This window comes from Pseudomonas sp. P1.31, from assembly GCF_001269815.1.
GTDB classification, from domain to species: domain Bacteria; phylum Pseudomonadota; class Gammaproteobacteria; order Pseudomonadales; family Pseudomonadaceae; genus Aquipseudomonas; species Aquipseudomonas rustica.
Window position 1 is genome coordinate 67,267 of sequence record NZ_LHVN01000011.1, and the last position, 24,134, is coordinate 91,400.

General features: G+C 58.6%; 27 protein-coding genes. 18 read left to right on the forward strand and 9 right to left on the reverse strand.

The window, feature by feature from the left end:
* Positions 1–32 precede the first annotated feature (32 nt).
* Positions 33–479: a MarR family winged helix-turn-helix transcriptional regulator gene (locus tag AD669_RS08410; protein WP_053118660.1), complete on the reverse strand. Its 447-nt coding sequence runs from the start codon at positions 477–479 to the stop codon at positions 33–35.
* A gap of 82 nt (positions 480–561) precedes the next feature.
* Between AD669_RS08410 and AD669_RS08415 the strand changes: the two genes are divergently transcribed.
* Entirely contained in the window at positions 562–1,728 is a 1,167-nt protein-coding gene (locus tag AD669_RS08415; RefSeq protein WP_053118662.1) for a PLP-dependent aminotransferase family protein, read from the forward strand.
* A 162-nt stretch (positions 1,729–1,890) separates the two neighbouring features.
* Here AD669_RS08415 and AD669_RS08420 read toward each other — a convergent pair whose 3' ends face one another.
* Together AD669_RS08420 and folE are read right to left on the reverse strand one after the other, a co-directional pair.
* On the reverse strand, positions 1,891–2,262 hold the full coding sequence (locus AD669_RS08420) for a glutathione S-transferase N-terminal domain-containing protein (protein ID WP_053118664.1): 372 nt from the start codon (positions 2,260–2,262) through the stop codon (positions 1,891–1,893).
* Between the two features lie 104 nt (positions 2,263–2,366).
* Positions 2,367–2,912 (reverse strand): GTP cyclohydrolase I FolE, encoded by a 546-nt coding sequence (gene folE, locus AD669_RS08425; RefSeq protein WP_053118666.1) that lies wholly within the window; start codon positions 2,910–2,912, stop codon positions 2,367–2,369.
* 353 nt (positions 2,913–3,265) lie between these two features.
* On the opposite strand from folE, the gene AD669_RS08430 reads away from it, so the two are divergent.
* The 4 genes from AD669_RS08430 (at position 3,266) to AD669_RS28020 (ending at position 8,387) form a co-directional block, all read left to right on the forward strand.
* The gene (locus tag AD669_RS08430) at positions 3,266–3,823 is read left to right on the forward strand and encodes a fimbrial protein (RefSeq protein ID WP_053118668.1); all 558 of its coding nucleotides are present in this window, start codon (positions 3,266–3,268) and stop codon (positions 3,821–3,823) included.
* 65 nt (positions 3,824–3,888) lie between these two features.
* The gene (locus AD669_RS08435; protein ID WP_053118669.1) at positions 3,889–4,629 is read left to right on the forward strand and encodes a fimbria/pilus periplasmic chaperone; all 741 of its coding nucleotides are present in this window, start codon (positions 3,889–3,891) and stop codon (positions 4,627–4,629) included.
* 101 nt (positions 4,630–4,730) lie between these two features.
* Positions 4,731–7,286: a fimbria/pilus outer membrane usher protein gene (locus tag AD669_RS08440; RefSeq protein WP_053118671.1), complete on the forward strand. Its 2,556-nt coding sequence runs from the start codon at positions 4,731–4,733 to the stop codon at positions 7,284–7,286.
* A gap of 51 nt (positions 7,287–7,337) precedes the next feature.
* On the forward strand, positions 7,338–8,387 hold the full coding sequence (locus AD669_RS28020) for a fimbrial protein (RefSeq protein ID WP_082341410.1): 1,050 nt from the start codon (positions 7,338–7,340) through the stop codon (positions 8,385–8,387).
* Positions 8,388–8,409: 22 nt separating this feature from the next.
* On the opposite strand, the gene AD669_RS08445 is transcribed toward AD669_RS28020, so the two are convergent.
* The 3 genes from AD669_RS08445 to AD669_RS08455 form a co-directional block, all read right to left on the reverse strand.
* Positions 8,410–8,967 (reverse strand): Smr/MutS family protein, encoded by a 558-nt coding sequence (locus AD669_RS08445; protein ID WP_053118673.1) that lies wholly within the window; start codon positions 8,965–8,967, stop codon positions 8,410–8,412.
* A gap of 73 nt (positions 8,968–9,040) precedes the next feature.
* Positions 9,041–9,361: a hypothetical protein gene (locus tag AD669_RS08450; protein WP_007914024.1), complete on the reverse strand. Its 321-nt coding sequence runs from the start codon at positions 9,359–9,361 to the stop codon at positions 9,041–9,043.
* A gap of 131 nt (positions 9,362–9,492) precedes the next feature.
* On the reverse strand, positions 9,493–10,083 hold the full coding sequence (locus AD669_RS08455; RefSeq protein WP_053118675.1) for a cysteine hydrolase family protein: 591 nt from the start codon (positions 10,081–10,083) through the stop codon (positions 9,493–9,495).
* Between the two features lie 238 nt (positions 10,084–10,321).
* Here AD669_RS08455 and prmB point away from each other — a divergent pair, with 238 nt between their 5' ends.
* Positions 10,322–11,230, forward strand: coding sequence for a 50S ribosomal protein L3 N(5)-glutamine methyltransferase (prmB, locus tag AD669_RS08460; RefSeq protein WP_053118677.1), 909 nt, complete (start codon positions 10,322–10,324; stop codon positions 11,228–11,230).
* Positions 11,231–11,402: 172 nt separating this feature from the next.
* Here the strand turns inward: prmB and AD669_RS08465 are convergent, their stop codons facing one another.
* Both AD669_RS08465 and AD669_RS08470 read right to left on the reverse strand, forming a co-directional pair.
* Positions 11,403–12,194, reverse strand: a complete 792-nt coding sequence (locus AD669_RS08465; protein ID WP_053118679.1) for a hypothetical protein — start codon at positions 12,192–12,194, stop codon at positions 11,403–11,405.
* 98 nt (positions 12,195–12,292) lie between these two features.
* Positions 12,293–13,246, reverse strand: coding sequence for an alpha/beta hydrolase (locus AD669_RS08470; protein ID WP_053118699.1), 954 nt, complete (start codon positions 13,244–13,246; stop codon positions 12,293–12,295).
* Between the two features lie 130 nt (positions 13,247–13,376).
* Between AD669_RS08470 and aroC the strand changes: the two genes are divergently transcribed.
* The 5 genes from aroC to mtnC all read left to right on the forward strand — a co-directional run bounded on the left by aroC (position 13,377) and on the right by mtnC (position 17,599).
* Positions 13,377–14,468, forward strand: coding sequence for a chorismate synthase (gene aroC / locus AD669_RS08475; protein ID WP_008080929.1), 1,092 nt, complete (start codon positions 13,377–13,379; stop codon positions 14,466–14,468).
* Positions 14,469–14,502: 34 nt separating this feature from the next.
* Positions 14,503–15,648 (forward strand): MFS transporter, encoded by a 1,146-nt coding sequence (locus tag AD669_RS08480; RefSeq protein WP_053118681.1) that lies wholly within the window; start codon positions 14,503–14,505, stop codon positions 15,646–15,648.
* Positions 15,645–16,271, forward strand: a complete 627-nt coding sequence (locus AD669_RS08485; protein WP_034151739.1) for a methylthioribulose 1-phosphate dehydratase — start codon at positions 15,645–15,647, stop codon at positions 16,269–16,271. Before AD669_RS08480 ends, AD669_RS08485 begins: the two co-directional genes overlap by 4 nt.
* A 94-nt stretch (positions 16,272–16,365) precedes the next feature.
* Complete coding sequence (locus tag AD669_RS08490; protein WP_053118683.1) at positions 16,366–16,911, forward strand: acireductone dioxygenase; 546 nt, start codon at positions 16,366–16,368, stop codon at positions 16,909–16,911.
* Positions 16,912–16,915: 4 nt separating this feature from the next.
* Positions 16,916–17,599, forward strand: a complete 684-nt coding sequence (gene mtnC / locus AD669_RS08495) for an acireductone synthase (protein WP_053118685.1) — start codon at positions 16,916–16,918, stop codon at positions 17,597–17,599.
* A gap of 226 nt (positions 17,600–17,825) precedes the next feature.
* On the opposite strand, the gene AD669_RS08500 is transcribed toward mtnC, so the two are convergent.
* The gene (locus tag AD669_RS08500; RefSeq protein ID WP_053118700.1) at positions 17,826–18,104 is read right to left on the reverse strand and encodes a DUF3509 domain-containing protein; all 279 of its coding nucleotides are present in this window, start codon (positions 18,102–18,104) and stop codon (positions 17,826–17,828) included.
* Positions 18,105–18,494: 390 nt separating this feature from the next.
* Here AD669_RS08500 and AD669_RS08505 point away from each other — a divergent pair, with 390 nt between their 5' ends.
* The 7 genes from AD669_RS08505 (at position 18,495) to AD669_RS08535 (ending at position 24,078) form a co-directional block, all read left to right on the forward strand.
* Positions 18,495–20,333 carry a long-chain-acyl-CoA synthetase gene (locus tag AD669_RS08505; protein WP_053118687.1) on the forward strand — a complete coding sequence of 613 codons (1,839 nt, stop codon included), beginning with the start codon at positions 18,495–18,497 and terminating at the stop codon, positions 20,331–20,333.
* Between the two features lie 96 nt (positions 20,334–20,429).
* On the forward strand, positions 20,430–20,948 hold the full coding sequence (locus AD669_RS08510; protein WP_053118689.1) for an ankyrin repeat domain-containing protein: 519 nt from the start codon (positions 20,430–20,432) through the stop codon (positions 20,946–20,948).
* 121 nt (positions 20,949–21,069) lie between these two features.
* Positions 21,070–21,600 carry a hypothetical protein gene (locus AD669_RS08515; protein ID WP_053118691.1) on the forward strand — a complete coding sequence of 177 codons (531 nt, stop codon included), beginning with the start codon at positions 21,070–21,072 and terminating at the stop codon, positions 21,598–21,600.
* Between the two features lie 71 nt (positions 21,601–21,671).
* The gene (locus tag AD669_RS08520; RefSeq protein ID WP_007914053.1) at positions 21,672–21,863 is read left to right on the forward strand and encodes a PLDc N-terminal domain-containing protein; all 192 of its coding nucleotides are present in this window, start codon (positions 21,672–21,674) and stop codon (positions 21,861–21,863) included.
* Positions 21,864–22,083: 220 nt separating this feature from the next.
* Positions 22,084–22,959, forward strand: coding sequence for a polyamine aminopropyltransferase (gene speE, locus AD669_RS08525; protein ID WP_008080944.1), 876 nt, complete (start codon positions 22,084–22,086; stop codon positions 22,957–22,959).
* A 327-nt stretch (positions 22,960–23,286) separates the two neighbouring features.
* The gene (locus AD669_RS08530) at positions 23,287–23,520 is read left to right on the forward strand and encodes a hypothetical protein (protein WP_053118693.1); all 234 of its coding nucleotides are present in this window, start codon (positions 23,287–23,289) and stop codon (positions 23,518–23,520) included.
* Positions 23,521–23,730: 210 nt separating this feature from the next.
* Positions 23,731–24,078: a ribonuclease E inhibitor RraB gene (locus AD669_RS08535; RefSeq protein ID WP_008080948.1), complete on the forward strand. Its 348-nt coding sequence runs from the start codon at positions 23,731–23,733 to the stop codon at positions 24,076–24,078.
* The last annotated feature ends 56 nt before the right edge of the window (positions 24,079–24,134 follow it).

A 24,134-nucleotide genomic window follows, 5' to 3' on the forward strand; every position in this document is an offset into this window, starting at 1 on the left:
AGCAAAGCTGGCTCGCGAAGAGGCCGGCCCATTCAATCGAGAACTGTCTGACTGTTCCCCAGCGCCAGATTCACCGCCAACCACCCATTCACCGCCGCCTCCCCAGCCTCGGCAAACACCCGCTCCAGCAACTTCACCTGCTCACGCCGCAGCGCCTGCTCAAACTTCGCGCCTTCTGCCGTCAATTCCAGCAGCCGTTTACGCTTGTCCGCCTCCGACGCCACGCTGTCGACCAGGTGCATTTCCTGCAACTGCCGCAACGGCATGTTCAGCGCCTGCTTGCTCACGCCGAGCAAGCCAAGCAATTCTTTCACACTCAAATTCGGATAACGCGCGATGAAAAACACGATGCGCTGATGCACCCGCGACAACCCGCGGCGCTCGAGCATTTCGTCAGCCTTGGCGGTGAACGCCTGATAGCCGAAGAAAAACGCTTCCATCGCCTGTTGCTGGCTCGTTGGGTTTTTAAGGTCAAGCATGTTGACGTACTCGCTCAAGCTGTCGTAATTTCAGTCAACCAGTTTGACTCATTTTAAACCTGCCTCGCTACCGGTGACCTCCATGGCTTTTTCCGAACGTGTCTCGCGCCTTAAAAGTTCTTTGATCCGTGAAATCCTCGCCGCCGCCCAGCGTCCTGAGGTGATGTCGTTTGCTGGAGGTTTGCCCGCCGAAGCTATGTTGCCGAAAGTCGAATGGGCGGACATGCCGCTGGCGCTCGGCCAATACGGCATGAGCGAAGGCGAACCGGCGTTGCGCGAAGCGTTGGCGGCGGAGGCGAGGGCGCTCGGTCTGGATTGTCAGGCCAGTCAGGTATTGGTGGTCAGCGGCTCCCAGCAAACCCTCGATCTGGCGGCCAAGCTGTACATCGACAAAGGCACGGAAATTCTGCTCGAAGCGCCGACCTATCTGGCCGCGCTGCAAATCTTCCAGCTGTTCGGCGCCGATTGCCTGACCGTGCCGCAAGAGTCCGACGGCCCGAACCTGGCGCACTTGCGTAATCGTCTGGAACAGCATCGTCCGGCGTTCATCTACCTGATCCCGACCTTTCAGAACCCATCAGCCGTGCGCTACAGCGAAGCCAAACGCGCAGCAGTCGCCGCATTGCTCGATGAATTCGGCGTGACCTTGATCGAAGACGAGCCCTACCGCGAACTGACCTTCGACGGTGGCAGCGCCAAACCGATTGCCGGACGCTTGCAGAAATCCAGCTGGATCTACACCGGCACCGTGTCGAAAACCCTGCTGCCGGGTTTGCGCGTTGGCTACTTGATCGCCAGCCCGGATCTGTTTCCGCACTTGCTTAAACTCAAGCAATCGGCGGATCTGCACACCAACCGCATCGGCCAATGGCAGGCGCTGCAATGGATCGGCACAGAGAAATATCAGCAGCATTTGAGTGAGTTGCGTGGGTTCTACCGGCTGCGACGCGATGCGTTTCAATCGGCACTGGAAACGCATTTTGCCGATTTGGCGGATTGGAACATGCCGCAGGGCGGGCTGTTTTTCTGGCTAACGTTGAAGCAACCGCTGGATACGCGAACGCTATTGAATGAGGCGTTGGCCAATGATGTGGCGTTTATGCCGGGCGAACCGTTCTTCCCGGAGCCGGATAATCATCATGGGCACTTGCGTTTGAATTTCAGCCATATTGGTCCGGCGCGGCTGGATGAAGGGTTGAAGCGGCTGGCGGCGGTGGTGCGGCAGGCGCAGATAAATAAAGCGGCCTGATAAAAACAAATAAACCGGCTCAAGGGCCGGTTTATTTTTGTCTGGGATTTGCTGTGTCTGTGCGGGCCTCTTCGCGAGCAAGCCCGCTCCCACAGGGGAATGCATTTCAAATTGTGGGAGCGGGCTTGCTCGCGAAGGCGTCAGTCAGCACGACAAAAAATATCAGACCGCAGCAAATCGCTTATCCAGATAATCAATAATCACCTTCGACTCATACATCCACGTCATCTGCCCATTCTCTTCAATGCGCAGGCAAGGCACTTTGATCCGGCCGCCCTGTTCCAGCAGCGCTTGGCGATCCTGCTCATTATTCTTCGCATCCTTCAACGCCACCGGCACATTCAGGCGACGCAACGTACGGCGGGTTTTCACGCAGAACGGGCAGGCGTGAAACTGATACAGGGTCAGATCTTTCGCGGCAGCGTCCACTTGAGCCTGAGCAGCGGCGGGGCGCTTTTTCTTGCCCGGGCGGGTGAGGAAGTCGATGAAGATAACCAGTTGGCCGAGGCCGACACGAAGCGCTTTGACGAACACGTTGAAAGCCTCACGGTGCAGATTGAGAAAGGCGCGCAGCTTACCCGATTTTTCACGGGCGAAAAAAAACCGGCGATGAATGCCGGTTTTTTTCGTGCGGCGCGTTACTTGATCAGGCTGAGAAACTCGCTGCGGGTGGCAGCGTTTTCACGGAACTCACCGAGCATCACCGAAGTGATCATCGACGAATTCTGCTTCTCGACACCGCGCATCATCATGCACATGTGCTTGGCCTCGATCACCACGGCAACGCCCAGTGCGCCGGTCACTTGCATGATGGCGTCGGCGATCTGGCGGCTGAGGTTTTCCTGAATCTGCAGACGACGCGCGTACATGTCGACGATGCGCGCAACCTTCGACAGGCCCAGTACTTTGCCGCTCGGGATGTACGCAACGTGCGCCTTGCCGATGAACGGCAGCATGTGGTGTTCGCACAACGAGTACAGCTCGATGTCCTTGACCAGCACCATTTCGCTGTTGTCGGAGCTGAACAGGGCACCATTGGTGACCTCTTCAAGCGTTTGTTCATAACCGCGGCAGAGGTACTGCATGGCTTTGGCGGCACGCTTCGGCGTGTCGAGCAGGCCCTCGCGGGAGACGTCCTCGCCCAGTTGGCCGAGAATCGCGGTGTAGTTCTGTTCCAGTGTCACAGAGGCTGATTCCATAAGGGTTTCAGAGGGGTACTGTTTTGTGTCTGTACCAATTGTGTGCCAAGCAGCTGTTTCAGGCTGAATGACAATAAACGCAGGGTTCATACCCGCCATGGCGCACATGGTAGCGTAAGTGTGTCGGCAGTTGTATGGCCGGTGGGCGCGAAGGGCCAATTCTGGCCGCGTATGCGCATGCTGGAAGTTTTCTCAATTCCACATTTTTTTTCTGGGAATAGGAAATTTCCTACAGTGTTCTTGGGCGTTCCTCGGCAAAGTTTCTCCCCTCGAAAACATCGAGATGTCTGCCGCTAGCAAGTTTTGACGGCAGAGGGGACTGACTGACAGGAATTCAAATGAAAAACACTGCAATGAGCGCGAAAATCTACATGGTCGGTTTACTGGCTGGTGCTGGTCTTTTGGCCGCGTCGGGCGCCTCTGCGGCGGACGGCACCATCACCATTCAAGGTCAGGTAACGGATGCTTCCTGCTTGATCGCCGTGGACGGTGGCACCGGCGACTCCACAATCACCTTGCCGGCGGTTTCCAAAAGCGCTCTCGCGACTCCGGGCGACACCGCCGGTGCCAAAGGTTTCACCATGCAACTCAGTGGTTGCCCTACCACTGGCAGCGTTCGCGCCGCATTTGCGCCACTGAACGTGGATCCGGCCACTGGCTATCTGCAAAACACCGCCTCGGTGAGTGCTGCCACAAACGTCCAGGTGCAAGTGCTTGATGGCGCGGCAACCCCCATCGACCTGCGCGATAACACCGGCAACAGCTACGTGCCGTTCGTGGATCAGGGCGGTGCCGGCGTGGCTGATCTCAACTATGCCGTGCGTTACGTGGCAACGGGCATTGCGACGGCGGGCCAGGTCGATACCCAGTTGGTTTACACCCTGGACTACCAGTAAAGACACGTGGGCAGCCAGCCGCGGTTATCCGCGCAACTGCCTGCCCGGCGCCTGTGGAAAAAACCATGAAGACCACTCTGACACACCTGCTCAAAGGCCTTTTGCTCAGTGCGCTACTGGGATCGAATGGCGCGCTGGCAAGCGTACAGGTCGCCGGCACCCGTTTTGTCTACCCGACGGCAGAGCGTGAAATCACTGTTGGCCTGACCAACAGCGGCAGCCAGCCGGCGCTGGTGCAAACCTGGCTGGACAAGGGCGATCCCGCGTCGACTCCGGGCGCGCAAAAGCTGCCATTTGTGATCGTGCCGCCGCTCATGCGTATTGAGCCGGGCAAGGGCCAGACATTGCGCATTGCTTACATCGGCGGTGATGTACCCACGGATCGTGAGTCGGTGTATTGGCTCAATGTGCTCGAAGTGCCGCCAAAATCGGCGACCGCGCCAGGGCAAAACGTCATGCAGATCGCCTTTCGCTCACGCCTGAAATTATTCCTGCGACCTTCGGACTTACCGGGCAGTCCGGAAAAAGCCGCCGAGCAAGTGACTTGGGAAGTGGTGCACGCGGCGCAAGGTTACGTGCTGCGCGCGCACAACAAGGCTCGTTACAACATCAGCTTCAGTGAAGTGGCGCTCAACGCCGGCGGCCAGCGTTACGCCAATACCGACGGCGGCATGGTCGGACCGAGTGGCACCTTTGATTTCCCCTTGAAGGGCCTGAGCTCAAACGTGGCGAGTGGCGAAGTCGACAGTCGATGGATCAGTGACTACGGCAATGCCAACGCCCAACGGTACAGCCTCGGCCAGTGACCGCTGTGCGCGGTTATCGAGGAAAATTTTCTACATCACGTGAGCGCCGGCAAAACGGATCTGCCTGAACGCTGACTTGATCGAAAAGCATTGAGTTCGCCATGACTGATTTGTATCGACTGCATTCGGCAGTCGGGAAGCATTTTGCTGTGCGCAAGAAGCGTTTGCAGACGGCTGTTCTACAAGCGTTGACGTTGTTGATAGGCGGCGCAAGTGGCGCGGTTTTCGCAGGCACCAAGCCGGCTGACGTCACCTTTGACAGTACGTTTTTGCAAGGCTATGGCCAGAATCTCGATCTGTCGCGCTACGCCCGGGCCGGCCTGGTGCCCGCCGGTGAATATCGACTGCAGGTGACGGTCAATGGCAAAGATCAAATGAGTCAGACCGTGCGCGTGGTCGCCGCCGGGAAGAATGCATCACGCTTTTGCTTTCGCGCTGCTGACGTCGAGCGTTGGGGCGTAAGAGTGAACAAACTGCCGGATCAGGAGCAGGTCGCCAAGACCCTCGCCAGCGATTGCGTAGAAGTACAGGCGTTGATTCCCGGTGCTTCCTTTCGTATGGACATGGCCAGTCTGCAAGGCGATCTGAGTATCCCGCAGGCCTACGCCGGGCGAGTGAGGCGCGGTTACGTCGATCCTTCGGAATGGGATTCGGGCGTCACCGCCGGTTTTGTCACTTACAACGCCAACGCCTTCGAAAACCAGAACAGCGTCGGCGACGACAGCAGCAGTTTCAGTCTCGGTGTGAACAGCGGTTTCAACGTTGCCGACTGGCGATTGCGCCATAACGGCAATTTCAACTACGACGACGATGCCGGCAGCACGTACAGCGCCACCAACAGCTATGCACAGCACGATGTCTCGCCGATGAAAGCGCAGTTCACTTTGGGCGAATATTTCACCCCCGGCGACAGCTTCGACAGTGTGCCTTTCACCGGTGTGCAACTGGCCAGCGACGACAGCATGCTGCCGGAAAGCGAACGCGGGTTCGCACCCATTGTCCGTGGTATCGCCGACACCAACGCCAAAGTCACCATTCGCCAGGCCGGGCGGATCATCCACGAAGTCACCGTGGCTCCCGGCGCCTTCGTCATCGACGATTTGTACGCCACCGGGTATGCCGGTGATCTCGACGTAACCGTCACCGAGGCCGATGGCCGGCAGAAAACCTTCACGGTTGCGTTTGCCTCTGTGGTGCAAATGCTGCGTCCCGGCGCATCGCGTTTCAGCCTGACCGTGGGGCGTTACCGCGATGACAACCTCGACGACCAGTTGCGTTTCACCCAAGGCACCTACCGCCGAGGCATATCCAACCTGCTGACCTTGTACGGCGGCGGAATTCTGGCCGAAGACTACGGCTCGCTGATAACCGGTGCCGCAGTCGGTACGCCGATTGGTGCGATCGCGTTTGATGCCTCGTTCTCGAGGGCCTCAGGTTTGCCGCAAATTACCACCGATGAAGGCTCCGGTGATTCGAGCGGGCGCAGTTACCGCATCAGTTACAGCAAACTGATCGATGAAACCCGCACCAATTTCGCCTTGGCTGCCTACCGATTTTCCAGTGAGGGGTATCTGGGGCTCAGCACGTTTGCTCACTTGCACGAAGGCGATCCAACCCAGGCCTATCTCGAGCGCAACCGTTTCCAGGTCAGCGTCAGCCAGCCGATGGGTGAAGTGGGTGACTTCTATGTGAACGGTGTGTCGAGCAGTTATTGGGATGGCCGCGCCGACTCCACCACGTATCAGGTGGGCTACAGCAAGAGTTTCAACTGGGGCAGCCTGAGCGTGTCGGCCGGTCGCGAGTTCCAGGACGACGAAAGCAACGACACCTATCTGCTCAGCTTGAGTGTTCCGCTGGGTTCCGGCTCACGACGTCCGACCTTGAGCACAACTGCCTCTTATGACGGCGACAACAACAGCACGGTGCGTACCAACGTCACTGGCACGGCCGGCGAGCGCAATCAGGCCAACTATGGCGTGTACGCCAGTCGCTCCAGCAGCGATGACGATGCCACGCACAGTTACGGCGGCAACGTGCAGTACCGCTCCTCGATAGCGCAGGTCGGGGCGAGCGTCAGTCGCGGCGAAGACTTTACCCAATACACCGGTTCGGCCAGCGGTACCGTTGTTGCCCACTCCGGCGGCATCGTTTTCAGTCCCGAACAGGGCGAGACCATGGCATTGATTGAAGCCAGAGGCGCCGGCGGGGCGAGTGTGGCCAACGGTCAGGGCAACGCGCTCGATGACGATGGCCAGGCACTGACAGCGGGGCTGGTGCCGTATCGCAACAACAATGTCGGAATCAACCCAAAAGGCTTGCCCGTCGACGTTGAACTGGAGAACACCCAGCAACAAGTCGCGCCGCGCCGGGGTGCGATCGTGCGGCTGGATTACCCGACGATCATCGGCAAACCGCTGTTGCTGCGACTGGACAATAACGCCGACGTGCCTTTCGGGGCGCAGGTAGTGGACGCGGACGGTAAACAGATTGCGTTGGTCGGGCAGGGCGGTTTGATCTTCGTGCGCGGTGAGCACCAAGGTTTGAAAGCGGTCTGGGGAGAGGATTCAGGGCAGTCATGCCTGTTGCGTTTTGACCCGGCAACCGGGGCAGAGGATCAGTTGTATCAGCAGGTCGACGCCACGTGTGTTCATGGCTGAGTCGTTGGCTGAAGTTGCTCTTCCATTCGAATTATCAGAGAGCCCTTAATCATGCTGGATAGAAAAAATAATCAACATTTAATCGCATGGATTTTTTCTTGTTTGATGTCGCTATTTTCGGTTTCTGCCAATGCATGGGATCAGCCACATGACAACTGTTCTACGGCGGAGCTTCCAACAAGACTGGGGTTTCAGGCAAAAAGCTGGAGCGCTCTGCCCATCGGATCAGTCATTCCCGGGTCTGATAACTCTACTTCGTTGCATATTCAATGCAGCAGTAAATCAGATGCCGACACTGGCTGTGAAGGTGGTGGTGGCTGGTCGTTGGCGGGCAGAGGCTTTTCGCTAACCGCTACTCAGTTCGCCAATACCTATACCTATGCCGGTTTGAACGATGGAATCGGCTTCCAATTTTTAGGAAGCGATGGCACACCAGTGCCCATACTCTATCAAGGCGCCACTGCAGTATTTATCATCAGTCCGGATACACCTGTCGACGGCTTACAAGCAGTAACGCTTCGTTACCGTTTGATCAAAATAAAGTCTGTAGTAGCTGAAGGCACTACAATGACCCCAAACTTCTCCGTGGGTTGTCAGCATGCGGAGTGGGCAAACAACAATGAGACCAGTAGTTATATTTCCTACGGTGCCAATATCACGCGAGTGACCAGTACCTGCGTTCCAGTGGTTTCTAATACATCCGTCATATTGCCTGCCGTTTCGCGCACCAGTTTCAATGGTGTAGGCAGTGTTGCGCGACGTACGGCCTTCAACCTGGGCTTCCAATGCGATCCAAATGCCCATGCGGTTGTGGCACTCACGGATGGTTCCACACCGGGTACCACCGGGTCTGTCGTTACGCTGAACACCGGTTCAACAGCGAAGGGCATTGGCGTGCAGTTACTATCCGATGGCGTACCCATCGAAATGACGCCGAATGAATTGTTCTCGGTCGGCGGAACGCATTTGACCCTCGATTCCGAGCCCGGCGCGAGCCAGGTCATTAACCTGCCGTTGGCCGTCGAGTATGTACAAAGCGCTGCGCCGATCACCTCGGGAACGGTCGAGGCTTCGGTGCTGGTCAACATTGCCTATCAATAAACGGCGTGATGCGCGGTTCGCGTTACTCGTCGCGACCTTCCATCATCGTGCGTTTGAGCATCACGTACACCGCACCCGCGCCGCCATGTTTGGCCTGACACGAGCAAAACCCCAGCACCTGCGAATGCTGTCGCAGCCAGGTGTTGACGTGGCTTTTAATCATCGGTCGCTTGCCGTCCAGTCGCACGGCTTTACCGTGAGTCACACGCACGCAGCGGATTTCAAATTTGGTCGCTTCGGCAAGAAAAGCCCAAAGGGTTTCGCGAGCCTTTTCGACGCTCATGCCATGCAGATCGAGGCTGCCTTCAAACGGAATCTGACCGACCTTGAGCTTGCGCATCTGACTTTCCTGCACGCCGTCGCGCGACCACATCAGCTCGTCTTCCGGGCCGACGTCGATCACGAACTGATCGGACAGACCATCAACGGTGGTGGCGTCGGTGCGCACGGTGGCGGACTGGCGCAGCTTGGCGATTTGCGCGCGGTCAGTCTTAGGCTTGCCGGTGTCGGCGCGGTCGTGCTTGATCGGCTTGACGCCGCGCAGCTCGTTTTTGAACAGGGAAAAATCGTCGTCTTGCATGTCAGCCTCCGCGAAGGGCGGCCAGTTTACCCAAGTCGAAACAAAACGGCCCGGCAAAAAGCCAGGCCATTGTTCAATCGTGTTTTTTCATCAGGTGCGGGGACATGTTCAGTTCCCGCGATTGCCGTGCGCGACGGCGGCAGCGGCGCCACAGGGCGACACCGAAATACAGAAACAGCAAACCGACCGCCAGAATGATTGCCGAACCCATCGGCGTGGCATTCAAATCACCGAGCGCCGGCGGGCGCCCCAGCAGGCTGGCGGCACCGGCCATCGCCAGCAGCACCCCGAACGTCGCCAGAATGGCAGCGATCGCAGCGCCGAATCGAAAACGCCAGTTACTTTGGCCTTTGGGCCGCAAGCGGCGAGCGTCAAATCCATCGGATAACTTCATTCCGACCTTCCTCAATGGTATCGGCCCTTCGACCGGGAGTTGACGATGTTGTTCCTGAGGCTAAGGCAATTGCGGCAAATGAGAGGATTTTGCGGATGAGCGGCCATGCGCGCCGCTCATCTGAGCTCGAATCAGATCAGATCCTGAGTCAAGGCGAGGGTGGCGAAATTGTCGGCCATGATCGCCATTTCGGCTTCTTGTACCAGTTCAGCGCTGAGCACACGGCCCTTGAACGGCAGGTCACGGGTGGCGCAGGCATCTTCAACCAAAGTGCAGCGGAAACCCAGGTTCTTCGCGGCGCGCACCGTGGTGCTGACGCTGGAGTGGCTCATGAAACCGCAAACGATCAGATCCAGCGAACCAAGGTTTTGCAGGCGATCGAGCAACTCGGTGCCGTGGAACGCGCTCGGCAGCAGTTTGCCGATGATGGTTTCGTCGCCCTGCGGTTCGAGGCCCGGGATGAACTCACCGCGCTCGCCTTGCGGGTCGAACAGACCACCAACGGTGCCGAGGTGACGCACGTGCACGATCGGCCGACCGGCTGCACGGGCTGCGGCAACCACTTGTTTGATGTTCGCGACGGCCGCGTCCATGCCGCTCAGGGCCAGCGGGCCACTGAGGTACTCCTTCTGGGCATCGATGATGACCACGGTGGCATGGCTCAGAGTGGCCGCTGCGTAACCGCGGCCGCTGAGTTGAAACATCGTTTTTGGAACGGACATTCTGGGGCTCCTTGGGGTGGGGCTTTTGCGGCATTGTCCTCTGGCTGAGCGATTCTGTGAATCGCTACCATCGTAGGCACCGTCGATTGTGGCCTGCAGCCCCGTCACGTTACACGTTCTGTTCAATGGCTGATGCAAAAAAAAGAAAACTCCTACCGTCGCTCGAAGTTTTTCCTGCGTCGTCGTTACGCGTTTTGGCTGGTAGAATCGCCAGTCGTTTTTTCTGGAGTTCTGCCCCGTGATCACTTCCCGACTTCGTACCCTGCGCGACCACATCCGTTGGGCCGTCAGCCGCTTCCATGGGGAGGATCTGTTTTTCGGCCATGGCACCGACAATGCGTGGGACGAAGCCCGCCAATTGGTACTCGGTGCCTTGCACCTGCCATGGGAAATCGCCGACAGCTATCTCGATTGCGCGCTGGAAGACGACGAACTGGTCAACCTGCAACGCCTGCTCAAGCGCCGCATCGAAGAACGCATTCCCACAGCGTACCTGTTGGGCGAAGCGTGGTTCTGCGGCATGTCGTTCATTGTCGACGAGCGTGTGTTGATTCCGCGTTCGCCGATTGGCGAACTGATCGAAAACCGCTTCGCGCCGTGGATCGGCACCGAGCCTGCGCGCATTCTCGACCTGTGCACCGGCTCCGGTTGCATCGGCATTGCCTGCGCCTACGAGTTCCAGAACGCCGAAGTGGTGTTGGCCGATCTGTCGTTCGAAGCGCTCGAAGTGGCCAATCAGAACATCGAGCGCCACGGCGTCGATGAGCGCGTGTACACGGTGCAGGGCGATGGTTTTGATGGCTTGCCGGGTCAGCGTTTCGACCTGATCGTGTCGAACCCGCCTTATGTCGATGCGGAAGATTTCGCCGACATGCCGGATGAGTATCAGCATGAGCCCGAGCTAGGTCTGGCCTGCGGTGATGATGGTTTGAATCTGGTTCGGCGGATGCTGGCTGAAGCGGCGGATCACCTGACCGAGAAGGGCTTGCTGATCGTGGAAGTGGGCAACAGCCAGGTGCACGTTGACGCGTTGTACCCGGAAGTCGACTTCGCCTGGCTGGACTTCCAGCGCGGCGGGCATGGCGTGTTCATGCTGACCGCAGAACAATGCCGCAACCACCAGGCCCTGTTCGCTTCCCGCGTCTAATCGAGACCGATCGTTCCCACGCTCTGCGTGGGAACGTCTCAATGGACGCTCTGCGTCCGCTTTTGGAACGCGGAGCGTCCCGGGCTGCATTCCCACGCGGAGCGTGGGAACGATCAAAAAGGGTGTACACCGATCCCAGTGTAGGAGCTGCCGCAGGCTGCGATCTTTTGATCTACCGGTGCGTCGCAATCCAGATCAACAACCCCGCCTGAAACACCGCAAACGCCACCAGACAAGTAATCGTAAAGCGCAACCCGGCGTCTTCACGTTTGAACTTGCCGACTTTCTCTTCCTGCTTCTTCAGCTTCACTTCCTGCTCAGCCAGATTCTGCTCAGCCTGCTGGAGCATCTGCGCCGCTTCAAGAATCTCGACGATTTGCAGCTTTTCGCTGTTCCAGTCGCCGAGCAAATCGCCGACCTGCACTTCCTTGACGCTGCCCTTCAAATGCTGGGCATCGGCGTAGACCACATCAAAGCCGTGCACGCGCAGGAAATGATCGCGACGCAGGCGCGTGTCTTCGTTCAGCGCGTCCTTGTTGTTCAAATCCATGCCGTCGACGGTGTAGGTCGGCCAGCGCTTCTTCGCCCAATTGATGCCTTGCGCGGCCATATAGCGGCCGATGCCACGGTTCAACGGTTCGATCTGCAAACCGCTGTCCGGGCCGAAATGCACACGCTTGGTCGCGTGATCAACCCACACATCCAGTTGGTTCTGCTCTTTGCGCACCCGCTGGCCCGGCAGTTTGATCGCCATGCGCATCAGGCTGGTTTCTTTGCTGTTGCGCTCGGCGTAACCGAATTCGACAAAGCGCAGTGGCCGCCCGCCGGTGTTGCGGTCGGTCTGCAGCGGGGCCAGGCGGAGCATCTTGTGGTGCTCGACGTGGACGTCCGCCCACGGCAGCTCGGCCGCTGGCGGTGCGTCTTTTTCAGCGGCGGTGTCGGGTGAAGTCTGGGTATCAGTCATAACGGCGAGATCCTGTCCAAGCCCTGCTTGTCGCCAGCCGTTGCGCTGGCGACAAAGGCTTATCGGCCGTTTTTTGCGGTACTGGAGGGCAAAAGCGTTTAACGGGTGCGAAGTCCGTCAATAAAACTGAGGATTGTCGCGCCTAACTCGGCCGCGAGTGGCAAGTTTGGATCCTTGTAGGAGGCCAATTGCCGCTTCATGTCGTTATGCACAATGCGCAACACGTGGTTCATGCCCTCGATCACCACCAGTTCGGCATCCGGTTTGGCAGCCTTGAGCCGCTTGGCGTCGTCAACACTAACCTGAATGTCGTTGCTGCCCTGAATGATCAGCGCCGGCATTTTCAATTGCGCGAAGTCTTGCGCCGGATCCTGACGGAACAGCGAGATCAGATAAGGCTGCACGCTCGGGCGGAAGATCACCTGCAACGGCTGCGGCACGTTGTCATCAGTGCGGCCGGCCTTGAGGTTGTCGAGCAGCTCGTTACTGCGCAGCATCAACGCGGGCGGCAGGCTGCGTGCCAGTTGTTCCCGAATGACTTGATCGACCGGTCGGGCACTCCCCGACAGAGAAATCACCGCCGCCGCATCGACTTTCGGCGCGGCGAGACTGGCGATCAGCGCGCCTTCACTGTGACCGAGCAGAATCAGCGGGCCGAAGCGCGGATCAGCCTTGAGCTTCTGTCCCCACGCCACGGCATCGGCGGCATAAGATTCGATCGACAAATTGCGCTCGTCGGGCGTCGCCGGCAGGCTCGCGGCCACTCCACGTTTGTCGTAACGCACGCTGGCGATGTTGTGTTTGGCCAGCACCCACGCCAGCCGTTTAAGGCTGTCGTTGCGCCCGCCGTCGGGGTTGTTTCCGTCGCGGTCTGTAGGGCCGGAGCCGGAAATGATCAGGACAACCGGCACAGGCTTGTCGGACTTTGGCAGCAACAGCGAGCCGAAAAGTTCGCCGCTGCCGGTATCCAGAGTGACCGGGCGTTGTAAGACCGTCGCTTGGGCAAAGCCCGTAAACAAGGTAAGACTCAAGAGCAAAACTCGCAGCATCATCACGCCATCATTGGTCAAGGTGCCGGTTGGACTCGCCAACACCGCTAAGGTTCGAGGATGAACTACTCGGTTAGCCTGCGTATACTGGCGCGCATCACGAATTTGGGTTTGATTTCACGGAGCGTCCTGCATGTCCGGCAATACCTACGGCAAGTTGTTCACTGTCACCACCGCTGGCGAAAGCCATGGTCCGGCGTTGGTCGCCATTGTCGACGGCTGCCCGCCGGGCCTGGAGATCTCCCTCGAAGACCTGCAGCGCGACCTCGATCGCCGCAAGCCCGGCACCAGCCGCCACACCACCCAGCGTCAGGAAGCCGACGAAGTCGAAATCCTTTCCGGCGTGTTCGAAGGGCGCACCACCGGTTGCTCGATCGGCCTGCTGATCCGCAACACCGACCAGAAGTCCAAGGACTACTCGGCGATCAAGGATCTGTTCCGCCCGGCCCACGCCGACTACACCTATCACCATAAATACGGCGAGCGCGACTACCGTGGCGGTGGCCGCAGCTCGGCGCGCGAAACCGCAATGCGCGTGGCGGCCGGTGCAATCGCGAAGAAATACCTGGCCAGCCAAGGCATCGTCATCCGTGGCTACATGAGCCAGCTCGGCCCGATCGAAATCCCGTTCAAGACCTGGGATTCGGTGGAAGAGAACGCCTTCTTCAGCCCCGATCCGGACAAAGTCCCGGAGCTGGAAGCCTACATGGATCAGTTGCGCCGCGACCAGGACTCGGTCGGGGCGAAGATCACCGTCGTTGCCGAAGGCGTGATGCCGGGTCTCGGCGAGCCGATTTTCGACCGTCTCGACGCTGAACTGGCCCATGCGCTGATGAGCATCAACGCGGTCAAAGGCGTGGAAATCGGCGCCGGTTTCGCCTCGGTCGCCCAACGCGGCACCGAGCACCGTGATGAAATGACCCCGCAAGGTTTCCTCAGCAACAATGCCGGCGGCATTCTCGGTGGTATTTCTTCCGGTCAGCCGATCGTTGCGCACCTGGCGTTGAAACCGACGTCGAGCATCACCACCCCGGGCCGTTCGATCGACATCCACGGCAACCCCGTCGACGTCATCACCAAGGGCCGTCACGACCCGTGCGTCGGCATCCGCGCCACACCGATTGCCGAAGCGATGATGGCCATCGTGTTGATGGATCATCTGCTGCGTCACCGTGGCCAGAACGCCGATGTGCGCGTGAGCACGCCGGTGCTGGGTCAGCTTTGATGGCAGGCTCTAAAGCCGCCGCGGCATAACTGGCGTGGCGGCGCTCCCTTACTGGCGGCTGTCCAGTTTCTATCTGTTCTATTTCGCCTTGCTCGGTTCGACAGCGCCGTTTCTGGCGCTGTACTTCGATCACCTCGGTTTCAGTCCGGCGCGGATCGGTGAACTGGTGGCCATCCCGATGCTGATGCGCTGCGTGGCGCCAAACATCTGGGGCTGGCTCGGCGATTACACCGGCAAACGTCTGGCCATCGTGCGCTTCGGCGCCGTGTGTACGCTGCTGACGTTCTCACTGATTTTCGTCAGCAAGACCTACGCCTGGCTGGCGATGGTCATGGCGCTGCACGCATTTTTCTGGCACGCCGTGCTGCCGCAATTCGAAGTCATCACCCTCGCGCATTTGCAGGGGCAAACCTCGCGTTACAGCCAGATTCGTTTGTGGGGCTCGATCGGTTTCATCATCACCGTGGTCGTGCTCGGTCGTCTGTTCGAATGGCTGAGCCTCGACATCTACCCGGCGGCGCTGGTGCTGATCATGGCCGGCATCGTCCTCAGTAGCTTGTGGGTGCCGAACGCGCAACCGCCGCAAGGCAATCGGCCGAGCGGCGACGGTTTCCTCAAACAACTGCGCAATCCCGGCGTGCTGGCGTTTTATGGCTGCGTGGCGCTGATGCAGATGAGCCACGGCCCGTATTACACCTTTCTGACCTTGCACCTTGAACGGCTTGGTTATACGCGCGGCACCATCGGCATGCTCTGGGCCGTGGGTGTCGTCGCCGAAGTGCTGATGTTTATGGCGATGAGCCGGATTCTTGCGCGGTTTTCTCTGCGTCGGGTGTTGCTGGCGAGTTTTCTGCTGGCGGCGCTGCGCTGGTTGCTGCTAGGTTCGTTCGCTGAATTTCTCTGGGTGCTGTTGTTCGCGCAGGTTCTGCATGCGGCGACCTTTGGCAGTTTTCACGCTGCTGCCATCGCTTTCGTGCAACGTAGCTTCGGCGCGCGCCAGCAAGGGCAGGGCCAGGCACTGTACGCGGCACTGGCCGGCACCGGCGGTGCGCTCGGCGCGTTGTATTCCGGTTACAGCTGGAATGCCCTCGGCGCGACATTGACCTTTAGTATTGCCAGTCTCGCGGCGCTCGCCGCTGCCGTTATCATTGCCACACGTATGCAAGAGGACAGGCCATGAGCCTTACGCGTGAACAGCTCGCCCAGCAAATCGTCGACGCCGGGCGTTTTCTTTATGGTCGCGGCTGGTCGCCGGCCACCAGCAGCAATTACTCGACGCGTCTGTCGCCGAGTGAGGCGCTGCTGACGGTGTCGGGCAAGCACAAGGGCCAGTTGGGTCTGGACGATGTGCTCGCCACCGACCTTTCCGGCAACAGTCTGGAGCCGGGCAAAAAACCCTCCGCCGAAACCCTGCTGCACACTCAGCTGTATAGCTGGCGGCCGGAGATCGGCGCGGTGCTGCACACCCATTCGGTCAACGCCACGGTGCTGTCGCGCCTGACCCCGGAAGACTTTATCGAGTTCGAAGACTACGAACTGCAAAAAGCCTTCAGCGGCATCTCGACCCACGAATCGCGGGTGCGTGTGCCGATTTTCGACAACGATCAGGACATTGCGCGCCTCGCCGCCAAGGTGCAGCCTTGGCTCGACGCCCACCCTGATTGCGTCGGCTATCTGATTCGCGGTCACGGCCTCTACACCTGGGGCGCGCAGATGAACGACGCGCTGCGGCAGATCGAGGCCTTTGAATTTCTGTTTGAATGCGAGTTGAAAACCCGCAGCGTCATGAACCGCCAAGGCTGACTTCACCAGAAGTAGCCCATTTGCCTGATGAAATGCTGTGCCCGACCGGTCTGCAAGAACCGGACGGCAAGGCCGATACCGAGGAATTGCCCCAATGAGCAGCCTGTCCGTCTATCACGTCTCCAGCCCCGACATTCCCAACAAAGTGCTGACCCACTTTGAAGACATCGCCTCGACCCTGGCCGAGCAGGGCGTGCGCTTCGACCGCTGGCAAGCCGCCGCCAAGATCCAGCCCGGCGCTACCCAGGAAGAAGTGATCAGCGCTTATAAAGAGCAGATTGACCGACTGATGACCGAGCGCGGTTACATCACCGTCGACGTTATCAGCCTGAACAGCGATCACCCGCAAAAAGCCGAATTGCGCGCCAAGTTCCTCGAAGAACATCGCCATGGCGAAGACGAAGTACGATTTTTCGTCGCCGGCCGTGGGCTGTTTACCCTGCACATCGACGATTACGTCTACGCCGTACTCTGCGAGAAGAATGATCTGATCTCGGTACCGGCCGGCACCAAACACTGGTTCGACATGGGCGAGCATCCGCACTTTGTCGCGATCCGCCTGTTCAACAACCCTGAAGGCTGGGTTGCCAACTTCACCGGCGAAGACATCGCCGGCCGTTTCCCGCGACTGGAGGACTGATTCGATGTCGATCAAAGCCATTGTCACTGACATCGAAGGCACCACCAGCGCGGTGAGTTTCGTCTTCGACGTGCTGTTTCCGTACGCGGCCAAACACCTGCCTGACTTTGTGCGGCAGAACGCCGATCGTGCCGATGTCGCCGAGCAACTCGACGCCGTGCGCCGTGACAGCAATGCGCCGCAGGCCGATGTTGAGCGGGTCGTTGAAATTCTGCTGAGCTGGATCGAGGAAGACCGCAAAGCCACGCCGCTCAAGGCTTTGCAAGGCATGGTCTGGGCGCAGGGTTATCACGCTGGGCAGTTGAAAGGGCACGTTTACCCGGACGCGGTTGAAGCGCTGCAACGCTGGCACGCGGCGGGTTATCAACTGTTTGTGTATTCGTCGGGGTCGATTCAGGCGCAGAAACTGATTTTCGGCTGCTCGGAGGCGGGGGATCTGACGCCACTGTTCAGCGGCTATTTCGACACCACGTCGGGGCCTAAGCGTGAGGCGCAGTCTTACACCAACATTCAGCAAGCTATTGGCGTCGCGCCCGAGGAAATTTTATTCCTCTCGGACATCGTCGAAGAACTCGATGCCGCGCAAGCAGCCGGCCTGCAAACCTGCGGCCTGGCCCGCGAAGGCGGCGAGCTGGGCAACCACATCACCGTCGACACCTTCACCGGAATAGAACCCGAAGCCTTCTAACCACACAAAACCCCTGTAGGAGCTGCGGAACGCTGCGATCTTTTGATCTTGTTATTAGAATCAGGATCAAAAGATCGCAGCGTTCCGCAGCTCCTACAAAGAGTTAGCGATCGTAGTTGAGATCGCGATCGCAATAGAGTGCGCGATTGCGGTAGGGATCGCGCACAAAAAAACAGGCCGTGAAGCGAGAGCTCCACGGCCTGTTTTGTTTAAAGCGTTCTACCAATTACAGCGAGTGATACGTCGGCAGGGCAAAACGCTGTTGGCTTTGCAGCATGCCGATTTGCGGCAGCTCACTGGCTTGTTCTGCCAGGTCACGACGGATCGCGCTGATCGCCCACGACAGTTGGTCGCCGGCATGCAGTTGTTGATAAGTCAGTGCGCGTTTGAACACTTTACCGTCGCTGCTGCGCAGGGTCAGCAGGATCCCGCCATCAGGACGTGGCGCAGTGGTGACGTCGAAGTTGGAGAACAGGGAGGTAAATTTCTCTTGGATCAGGCTCATGTCTTTCAGCTCCGTATGCACTTGAATGGCAAGCATGCAGAGGAGGTTGCAGAGTTTGTGCCAGCATTTGATTAAAAAAATATTGTTATAAATCAATAGCTTGAAAATCATGATTTTTGAAGGTGTCGTGCAATCTGCATGAGTGGCCATCGTGCATCCTGCATTTTGCGGGATCATGATCATTTCTACGGAACCAAACGCTGACCCGGAGATCAGCTCCGCACCCGCCACGTCAGCGGATACAAAACATTGCAAAAACCGCGTGTACAGCCTGAGAAGCGCTGACGTATTTTCGATCTCGACCCGCGCTCGAATGCGCCGGTTGCTTCAAAGCACAGCCCGAAAAATAAAAACATCGACCTGCACGCCAAGGTCGAACGGGGAGCTTCCATGCGTCACGCGCCAAGCGACACGATTACCTGGAGCATGATGCTCCGCAAACTGCCGATGATTGCCAAAGCCATCCCGCGGGTGGTCAAAGGCATGAAGGTGGCCAATGTCACGGATCCGACCCAAAGCTGTGGCCTTGGCTGGACGTTCGAACAAGCAACCCTGCGCAACCCCGACGGCCCGGCGTTACTGCACGGCGACGTGGCGCTGACGTATGCACAGGTCAACCAGTGGGCGAACCGCATCGCTCACTATCTGAGCGGGCAGGGCATCGGTAAGGGCGACGTGGTCGCGGTGTTTATCGAGAACCGTCCGGAGTTGCTGGTGACGATTTTGGCGTTGGCCAAGGTCGGCGCCGTCAGTGCGCTGCTGAACACGTCGCAGACCCGCGACACGCTGATCCACAGCATTAATCTGGTATCGCCGGTAGCGATTGTCGTTGGCGAAGAGCTGGTTGCGGCTTATTCAGCGGTGCGCGAGCAAGTGGCAATCACCGCGCCACGCACCTGGTTTGTCGCCGATCAGGACACTTACAGCCATCCGGGCATTGCGCCCGACGGCTTCGTCAATCTGATCAGCGCCAGTGCCGACGCCTGCAGCGAAAATCCGCCGAGCAGCCAGCAGATCTTCTTCGACGACCCGTGTTTCTACATCTACACCTCCGGCACCACCGGGCTGCCGAAGGCCGGGGTGTTCAAGCACGGGCGCTGGATGCGCAGCTCCGCGAGCTTCGGCATGATCGCCCTCAACATGGGCCCCGACGACGTCGTCTATTGCACCTTGCCGCTGTACCACGCCACCGGCCTCTGCGTGTGCTGGGGCTCGGCGGTCAACGGCGCCTCGGGCTTCGCGATCAGGCGCAAGTTCAGCGCCAGCCAGTTCTGGAACGACGTGCGCCGCTATCGCGCGACCACTATCGGCTATGTCGGCGAGTTGTGCCGCTATCTGGTCGATCAACCGGCCAGCGCCGACGACAACCGTCACGAGGTGCGCAAGATGATCGGCAACGGTTTGCGCCCCGGCGCCTGGGCCGAGTTTAAAACGCGTTTTGCGGTGGATCACATCTGTGAGCTGTACGCGGCCAGCGACGGCAACATCGGCTTCACCAATATTCTCAACTTCGACAACACCATCGGTTTTTCGCTGATGGCCTGGGAGCTGGTCGCCTACGACCATGACAGCGGTGAGCCTCTGCGCAGCGACGACGGTTTTATGCGCAAGGTCGACAAAGGCGAGCAGGGCCTGTTGCTGGCACGCATCGACGAGAAAGCGCCGCTGGACGGTTACACCGATCCACAGAAAACCGCGAAAGTGGTGCTGCAGGATGTGTTCGCCAAAGGTGACCGATTCTTCAATACCGGCGATCTGCTGCGCAACATCGGTTTCGGTCATGCGCAATTTGTTGATCGACTCGGTGACACCTATCGCTGGAAGGGCGAAAACGTCTCGACCACCGAGGTTGAAAACCTGCTGCTGCAACATCCGCACATCTCCGAGGCGGTGGCCTATGGCGTGGAAATCCGCAATACCAACGGCCGCGCCGGCATGGCGGCGATTACGCCGGCGGAATCCCTCGCGACCCTGGATTTCGCCGAGTTACTGACTTTTGCTCGGGAGCGCATGCCGGCGTACGCGGTGCCGTTGTTCCTGCGGGTGAAGGTGAAGATGGAAACCACGGGGACGTTCAAATACCAGAAAACCCGCCTGAAAAATGAAGGCTTTGACCCCGGCCAGACGGGCGATGACCCGATCTACGCATGGCTGCCCGGTACGCAGACTTATGTTCGCGTGACCGATGAAATATTGGCGGGCATTTATCAGGGCAAGCATCGTTATTGAATCTGGCTATAGGCCGACTTGAGAAAAAGGGGGTGACAGTTTTCCTCGCGCTCGGGAAACTGTCGGCTTTCCGATTGACCGAAAGTGGAGTTGCCCATGTCCGAACAAAGCCGCCAGATGACCCCTGAAGAAGCCGCCGAATTCACCGAGCAGGTTTTCAACAAAGCGCGCGACGGTGATGCCGAGATGCTTGATCGCCTGGTCAGCGCCGGTTTGCCGGTCAACTTGAAGAACAGCAAGGGCGACACGCTGCTGATGTTAGCCAGCTACTACGGCCATATCGACGCGGTGAATGTGCTGCTTAAACACAAAGCCGACCCGGAAATGCGCAATGGCAACGGCCAGAGCCCGATTGCCGGGGCGGCATTCAAAGGTGATCTGGCGGTGGTCAAGGCGTTGGTCGAGGCGGGTGCCGAGATCGAAGGTTCGTCGTTTGATGGCCGCACGGCGTTGATGATGGCGGCGATGTTTAACCGTGTAGAGATCGTCGATTACCTGCTCGGCAAAGGTGCCAACGCGCAGGCCAAGGACGCCAACGGCGCAACGGCGCTGGACGCGGCGCGCACCATGGGCGCGGTCGATACCACGGCGCAGCTGGAAAAATTGTTGGGTTGATAAGATCAAAAGATCGCAGCCTGCGGCAGCTCCTACAATGATCCCACCGCAGGCTGCGATCTTTTGCGTTGTGCGCTATCCTCCGCGCCCTCAAATTTCACCTTCCACAGGATCCGCCCTCATGAAAGCCGCACTCGTCGAACTCATCAGCAAAATCAGCTCCGGCTGCATGGCCGAGGACGAGATCCTGAAAGTGGCCGATGAAGCGGCGCAAGCCTACGCCGATGCCGGTGCTTTTCTGACAGCCAATCCGGATATCAACTACGACGACACCTTCCCGATCCCGTTGGGCGAGTGGGTGGTCGTCGGCAGCCTGCCGGAAACCGTGCTGTTCCAGGCTGACACCTACGTTGACCTGTTCGCGCAGATCGTCGCCTCGTTCGGCCCGGGCGTGGATTTCAATCTCAAGCCCAAGCAACTGGCGAAAACCGAAGCCCTGACCGCGCTCAACCGCATTCAGGTGCAGATGAGCAGCATGAACAAGGAAAACGGCGGTTACACGCTGATGAACTTCAGTCAGTTGCTCGACGACGAGCTGCAAATGGTGCTGGTCTTCGGCAACGACGTGCCGCGCGTGCTGGAACTGTGCGCCGAAGTCGGCATCAACGCTGCACCCGCGCTGGAAGCCTTGAAGATCGCCGTTCACGTCTGAGTGCAATAAAAGGGAACCCTGCGCGCGACCGTCTATCCTAAAAGTGCATGCCACTATTCTGGAGCGACACCATGGGTTCCACGTTCAACGGTCTGATCGGCCTGATCATCCTCGCCCTCGACATCTGGGCCATCATCAATGTGCTGAAAAGCGGCGCGACCACCGGGATGAAAATCGTCTGGGTGCTGCTGATCATCCTCCTGCCGGTACTGGGCCTGATCATCTGGGCAATCGCCGGGCCACGCGGTAACGTCCGGATCTGAATCAGCTAACACCGCAATACCCCTGTAGGAGCTGCCGAAGGCTGCGATCTTTTGATGTTGATTGTAAAAAACAAGATCAAAAGATCGCAGCCTGCGGCAGCTCCTACAGGGATTGTGGTTGTGAGGTTCGACCTGTCATCTTCGGCAACGTAGAATGCGCGCCTTTCCCGGGCAATCGTCCCCACGATTGACGCCCGCGCATTCATCGGAGCACTTGACCATGACCGTCACCAAAACCAGCGAGTACCTGGAAACCCTCTACGAAGGCTACGGCCAGCGTTTTCGCATGGAAAAACTGCTGCACGAAGTGCGCACCGAACACCAGCATCTGGTGATCTTCCAGAACCCGCGCATGGGCCGCGTGATGGCGCTGGACGGCGTGATCCAGACCACCGAAGCCGACGAATTCATCTACCACGAAATGCTTACCCACGTGCCGATCCTCGCCCACGGCAGCGCCAAGCGCGTGCTGATCATCGGCGGCGGTGACGGCGGCATGTTGCGCGAAGTGACCAAACACGCTGGCGTTGAACACATCACCATGGTCGAGATCGACGGCACCGTGGTCGACATGTGCAAAGAATTCCTGCCGAACCACTCCAGCGGCGCCTACGACGATCCACGCCTGAACCTGGTGATCGACGACGGCATGCGTTTCGTCGCCACCACCACGGAAAAATTCGACGTGATCATCTCTGACTCCACCGACCCGATCGGCCCGGGCGAAGTGCTGTTCTCGGAGAACTTTTACCAGGCCTGCCACCGCTGCCTGAACGAGGGCGGCATCCTCGTGACCCAGAACGGCACGCCGTTCATGCAGATCGACGAAGTGAAAACCACCGCCGGTCGCCTGAAGAGCCTGTTCCCGGACTGGCACTTCTATCAAGCGGCCGTGCCGACCTACATCGGCGGTTCGATGACCTTCGCTTGGGGCTCGACCAACCCGGCCTACCGCAAACTGAGCCGTGAAACCCTGCAACAGCGCTTCATCGGCAGCGGCATCGTCACCCGCTACTACAACCCGGAAATCCACATCGGCGCGTTTGCCTTGCCGCAGTACGTGCTGCAGGCGATCAACAAGCCAAGCAACGACTGATCACACCGCAAGCTCCCCATTGAGGGAGCTTTTGTGGCGAGGGGATTTATCCCCGACCGGCTGCGTAGCAGTCGTAAACCCGGCCAACGCGGTCTGCCTGATGGATCGCGTTGGCTGGTTTTGGGGACGCTTCGCATCCCATCGGGGATAAATCCCCTCGCCACAGATAAATTCCCTCACCACAATGGTTTTCTCCCTGATTTTTCGCCCGCGCCTAAAATGTCGTTTTTTTCATCTTCGTCCGCTGTAATCCTTTTGAACCAACTTTCTGCGTAAACAGTCGAGATAGTTGTAAGCCCATTTGCGGGTTTGATCGAGGAGGCACCGATGCAAAAGTGGAAAGTCACTTTCGTGGACGATCATGGTGAAATTGTCGATGAGGTGTTCGAACGTGCGGAATGCCCCAGTGACGATGAGGCCGCACAACTGATCAAGGCACGGCTCCTGCCCGTGGCCGCCGAGCTGGATCTCAACGATCTGGAAGGGCGCACCGCCGATGCTGGCGTGAAAAGTCTGAAAACCCAGAACAGCATCGAAATCCGCAGCATCACCCCCATCTGACATTCTTCTTGTCACCTTCACCACCAGGCCTTGGCAGCAGCTCTATCTTGGGGCTACTCTGCAAGCGAGATCAGCGAACGGATCGCTAAGGTCTGGTCTTGTCAGCTACATGCTTGTTTCCCGCGTTCAACGACGTTGTCGCAGTACTTTGGCCAAAGGCCCGGGGCGGGAATACGGAAAGTCTATCCATCTATGCGAGGGGGACGATTCATGAGCACAGCCTATCAAGAAGACATCAGCAGCAATGTTCTGCGCCGCATGAAAGAAGGCGGTTTCGATTTTTCCCGATTCCATCCCATCGAGTTCTACGCGATTTTCCCGGACGAGGAGCGGGCGCGCAGGGCAGCAGGCAAATTTCGCGGTGAATCCATCAATGCCCAGGTCAGCGTGCGTGATGACGGTGCGTGGGCGCTGGAATTAAGCAAAGTGATGTATGCGACGTATGACGATATTGGCGATTTCGAGCAGGGCTTTTCGGCGGTGGTCGAGCCTTTGGGCGGAATAATCGAAGGGTGGGGCGTGAAACAGGAGGTGCGTAGCCGCCACCGCTTGAATTGAATATTTATAGATAGAAGATCAAAAGATCGCAGCCTTCGGCAGCTCCTACACAGATT

Coding starts and splice junctions, on each gene's coding strand:
- AD669_RS08410 (WP_053118660.1), bottom strand. CDS start 479: ATGCTTGACCTTAAAAACCCAACGAGCCAGCAACAGGCGATGGAAGCG.
- AD669_RS08415 (WP_053118662.1), top strand. CDS start 562: ATGGCTTTTTCCGAACGTGTCTCGCGCCTTAAAAGTTCTTTGATCCGT.
- AD669_RS08430 (WP_053118668.1), top strand. CDS start 3,266: ATGAAAAACACTGCAATGAGCGCGAAAATCTACATGGTCGGTTTACTG.
- AD669_RS08435 (WP_053118669.1), top strand. CDS start 3,889: ATGAAGACCACTCTGACACACCTGCTCAAAGGCCTTTTGCTCAGTGCG.
- AD669_RS08440 (WP_053118671.1), top strand. CDS start 4,731: ATGACTGATTTGTATCGACTGCATTCGGCAGTCGGGAAGCATTTTGCT.
- AD669_RS28020 (WP_082341410.1), top strand. CDS start 7,338: ATGCTGGATAGAAAAAATAATCAACATTTAATCGCATGGATTTTTTCT.
- AD669_RS08445 (WP_053118673.1), bottom strand. CDS start 8,967: ATGCAAGACGACGATTTTTCCCTGTTCAAAAACGAGCTGCGCGGCGTC.
- AD669_RS08450 (WP_007914024.1), bottom strand. CDS start 9,361: ATGAAGTTATCCGATGGATTTGACGCTCGCCGCTTGCGGCCCAAAGGC.
- AD669_RS08455 (WP_053118675.1), bottom strand. CDS start 10,083: ATGTCCGTTCCAAAAACGATGTTTCAACTCAGCGGCCGCGGTTACGCA.
- AD669_RS08465 (WP_053118679.1), bottom strand. CDS start 12,194: ATGACTGATACCCAGACTTCACCCGACACCGCCGCTGAAAAAGACGCA.
- AD669_RS08470 (WP_053118699.1), bottom strand. CDS start 13,246: ATGATGCTGCGAGTTTTGCTCTTGAGTCTTACCTTGTTTACGGGCTTT.
- aroC (WP_008080929.1), top strand. CDS start 13,377: ATGTCCGGCAATACCTACGGCAAGTTGTTCACTGTCACCACCGCTGGC.
- AD669_RS08485 (WP_034151739.1), top strand. CDS start 15,645: ATGAGCCTTACGCGTGAACAGCTCGCCCAGCAAATCGTCGACGCCGGG.
- AD669_RS08490 (WP_053118683.1), top strand. CDS start 16,366: ATGAGCAGCCTGTCCGTCTATCACGTCTCCAGCCCCGACATTCCCAAC.
- mtnC (WP_053118685.1), top strand. CDS start 16,916: ATGTCGATCAAAGCCATTGTCACTGACATCGAAGGCACCACCAGCGCG.
- AD669_RS08500 (WP_053118700.1), bottom strand. CDS start 18,104: ATGAGCCTGATCCAAGAGAAATTTACCTCCCTGTTCTCCAACTTCGAC.
- AD669_RS08505 (WP_053118687.1), top strand. CDS start 18,495: ATGCGTCACGCGCCAAGCGACACGATTACCTGGAGCATGATGCTCCGC.
- AD669_RS08510 (WP_053118689.1), top strand. CDS start 20,430: ATGTCCGAACAAAGCCGCCAGATGACCCCTGAAGAAGCCGCCGAATTC.
- AD669_RS08515 (WP_053118691.1), top strand. CDS start 21,070: ATGAAAGCCGCACTCGTCGAACTCATCAGCAAAATCAGCTCCGGCTGC.
- AD669_RS08520 (WP_007914053.1), top strand. CDS start 21,672: ATGGGTTCCACGTTCAACGGTCTGATCGGCCTGATCATCCTCGCCCTC.
- speE (WP_008080944.1), top strand. CDS start 22,084: ATGACCGTCACCAAAACCAGCGAGTACCTGGAAACCCTCTACGAAGGC.
- AD669_RS08530 (WP_053118693.1), top strand. CDS start 23,287: ATGCAAAAGTGGAAAGTCACTTTCGTGGACGATCATGGTGAAATTGTC.
- AD669_RS08535 (WP_008080948.1), top strand. CDS start 23,731: ATGAGCACAGCCTATCAAGAAGACATCAGCAGCAATGTTCTGCGCCGC.